Genomic DNA, 3,223 nt, shown 5'->3' with positions numbered 1-3,223 from the left:
CCCAGCGCATTCGGCGCATACTGGTAAAGGTTTATCCCCCCCGCCAGCCCTATCGGGTCCTGCTGCGTAAACCGTCCGCAGTCCGGGTCGTAATACCGGAACAGATTGTATGCAGCCCTGTCTCACGATCGTGGTATTGCCCCTGCATGCGCAGGTTCTGGGAATATCCTGATACCTGCGTCTCGCTTTCACGCAGCAGTTTGCCCCAGGCGCTGTTCACCCCTTCCCAGCGCACCTGCCCTTCGATATCCGTCAACCGCTCCGGCGTACCGTTGGGCTGACAGTGGAACCAGAAGATTTCCGGGGCATCAAAGCCGTCGATACGCGCCAGCGGATCGTAGCTGTCCTGATCGCTGTAGACGTAGGTCAGCGGCACATCCCCGTGCACCTCCTGCAACAGACGGAACCCTTCCCAGACAAACCGGGTGGTGACCGGCTTACCGGTTGGCTGCTCAAACAGCATCTGGCGTCGCGTTTTGCTGATGCGTCGCCCGAGCGGATCGTAGCGGTAGTGCCAGCGGGTCTGACCGTTATCCTTCTCCACGGTGCGGCCGTGGATGTCACAGCGCCAGCGAATGCCGTTGAGCTGCGTCAGGCGGTTGTGCGTGACCTTCTCAGCAGACTCTTCAAGCGATAAAGGTTCTGTAGTGGTAGCGTTTTGGAACGCGGTTGAATCCAATATCGCTGAAACGAACGACGCCGATCGTGAAGATTTAATGGCCGAGCCGGGTCTGGAATAGCCGGGCCTGAACCGCGTGATCCGCGCGGGCTATGAGCTGCTGAATCTACAAACCTACTTCACTGCTGGCGTAAAAGAAGTGCGTGCATGGACCATCCCTGTCGGTGCGACTGCGCCTCAGGCGGCTGGTAAGATCCACACCGACTTCGAGAAAGGCTTCATTCGCGCGCAGACTATCGCGTATGAAGACTTCATCACCTACAAGGGTGAGCAGAGCGCGCAAGAAGCAGGCAGGATGCGTGCGGAAGGGAAAGATTACATCGTTAAAGATGGCGACGTGATGAACTTCTTGTTTAACGTTTGATTTGTTTTGAATTAAAAAAATCCACGCTTTGGCGTGGATTTTTTTATAGAGTAACGAACTTATCCCCTTTTGCGCAGATAAAACTCTAGATATTTTTTAGGTCTATCCTGAAACGCACGCTCTTTGCCGTAGTTATAAGCATCGTTAAAATATTTATACGCTTCCTCGAATTGATTTAACTCATAACAGACCATGCCGAGATCGATTAAGGGTGCAGTGTCTATATCTGATCCACGTGTCCGTAATGTCGTCTCTCCCCATTTCTTTGCCTCAGCGTAAACCGCGAGATCAAAATATGCGCTGTATATGCAGGCAGAGATCCAGTTGGCGAGCTCCCATTCGAGCTTTGGCTCAGGAAGAGCTTGCCAGGCTTTTTGGTATTGCTCTAAAGCCTCGACGTATTTTTTATCATCGTGAAACTCGTTTCCTTTTTCAACAAAGGAGTTAATTTCGGATTCAATTTTTGGGTCTTCAAGGCCTTTCATGGAACAATGCTCCTTCATTGGAAATATTGGGATTTTTCCTGTGGGCCAATAAAATCAGCGGAATCTTTATATCTATCAGGTAGCAGTGCCCCCTGAGACCGATTGTTGCCATAATATTCAAGTTCATAATTTCTGGAATCTCTCATAAAGGCTCTGACCTCACGAGATTTAGGACCATAGTAGCCACCCTTCTGATTCCAGTATCTGTTAAATGAGCCATGTCCGCATCCTGAATACGGTACCATTTACCATCAGTTGAGCTTTTAAATTACATCCTATCGCCCGTACCACGAATACGTCCTTCTCCTCGCATTCGTGCAATTACTTCACGTCCAGTTTTACTATTTTACCCAGGGGTTCTTCCCATAAATTTCTGACATTGCAGGTAAAGACGTCCCGGCGATGCCGTCGCCCAAGGCGGTATTACTCGCTGCGGAGATCAGCCGCCACTGGGGGCTTTTCTCAGGGTAGAGTTGTTCGTCGCGAGTATACTGACAGCTTATTGAAGACAAGGGTAAGCAAGGCGCGAGAAAAGCAAGCAAGATGCGTGCAGAAGGAAAAAAGAATAGTGTTAAAAATGGCTACGTGGTGAACTAATTAATTATTTAACATTTTTTGGATGAAAAAATCCACGCCAAGGCGTGGATTTTCATTCAGAGATAAACACCCTCTTCTAATGAATTTTCAGTAAACGTTGTTTTTGTAAAGGAAATTAGCACATCTGAACCATGCTTTTTATATTTAACCTCGTAACTACCAGGTTCTAAAGTAATAAACTCGCCTGAAATAGCATCTGAATCATCTGGCTCCAGATCTCCGCCCGTGACATCCTCTCCCGCCCCTATGAAAACCTTTCCAGTAGGTACGTTTAAAAATAACGATCCGGTATATTCACCAATGTCATTTTTAATATCAACTTTATAGGTACCATCATTTCCAAGATTGAGAAATAACACATTCCCTTTATTTATTTCTTCAACTTCATCTTCTGGAAGACTCCACCAATCTGCATCATCATTAATCCTATGCTTTAATGACATTAAATCATAAATTACTAATGTGGCAGTATCCGTCTGTATATTAATAGATTTATTCATTTTAGCCCCCTATTGAAATATTATCTCACTGATGGCATCTCCGGGCTGAAGCCCCGCCTTTCTGCCTGCATTTTTCAAAGAACTACCGACACTTTTATTAATAGTTTCGTTCAGCATTTGTAATCTTTGTGTAGGCGAACCTCCAACAATTAAATCAACAGGATGATCAGCGTTTAACTTACTTAGATCAGGTGCTGAGCCAAACATTTTTTCAAAGCGTGCAGAAACAGCCTGCCTGTAAGAACTTTGCAAAGATGAAATCCTAACCTCATGGGTGCCAGGAGACCAAACTAACTCTCCTCTTTGAGCCGCTCGGTTTAAGGCATTCATTTTTTTCATAAACTGTCTTTCGAGGAATTTTCTCTCAGTTGATGACAGCTTTGTGCTGCTTAAAATCTTCGGTTTATTGACAGTTAAGCGTGTACCTCCAGAACATCTACTCAACCCCCACGGATCCACCCACCCCAGCGCATTCGGCGCATACTGGTAAAGGTTTATCCCCCCCGCCAGCCCTATCGGGTCCTGCTGCGTAAACCTTCCGCAGTCCGGGTCATAATACCGGAACAGATTGTAGTGCAGCCCTGTCTCACGATCCAGG

General features: G+C 47.1%; 3 protein-coding genes and 2 pseudogenes. 1 reads left to right on the top strand and 4 read right to left on the bottom strand.

Features of this window, described 5'->3' with window-relative positions; all coding sequences use genetic code 11:
* Nucleotides 1–631: pseudogene (locus tag ACNQ0W_RS24850) on the bottom strand (RHS repeat domain-containing protein); the annotation flags it as partial.
* On the opposite strand from ACNQ0W_RS24850, the pseudogene ACNQ0W_RS24845 reads away from it, so the two are divergent.
* A pseudogene (locus ACNQ0W_RS24845) lies at nt 627–1,043 on the top strand (DUF933 domain-containing protein); the annotation flags it as partial. The pseudogenes ACNQ0W_RS24850 and ACNQ0W_RS24845 overlap by 5 nt on opposite strands.
* Nucleotides 1,044–1,102: 59 nt before the next feature.
* On the opposite strand, the gene ACNQ0W_RS24840 reads toward ACNQ0W_RS24845, so the two are convergent.
* The 3 genes from ACNQ0W_RS24840 to ACNQ0W_RS24830 form a co-directional block, all read right to left on the bottom strand.
* Nucleotides 1,103–1,528 (bottom strand): hypothetical protein, encoded by a 426-nt coding sequence (locus ACNQ0W_RS24840; protein WP_062933875.1) that lies wholly within the window; start codon nt 1,526–1,528, stop codon nt 1,103–1,105.
* Between the two features lie 653 nt (nt 1,529–2,181).
* The gene (locus ACNQ0W_RS24835) at nt 2,182–2,625 is read right to left on the bottom strand and encodes a DUF6386 family protein (RefSeq protein WP_062933874.1); all 444 of its coding nucleotides are present in this window, start codon (nt 2,623–2,625) and stop codon (nt 2,182–2,184) included.
* 9 nt (nt 2,626–2,634) lie between these two features.
* On the bottom strand, nt 2,635–3,223 hold a 589-nt coding region (locus ACNQ0W_RS24830), incomplete at its 5' end, for an RHS repeat-associated core domain-containing protein (RefSeq protein ID WP_417933282.1).

The organism is Enterobacter cloacae complex sp. 6730903, from assembly GCF_048283985.1.
Taxonomy (GTDB): Bacteria; Pseudomonadota; Gammaproteobacteria; order Enterobacterales; family Enterobacteriaceae; genus Enterobacter; species Enterobacter hormaechei_C.
This window is presented reverse-complemented; position numbering and strand designations above follow the sequence as displayed.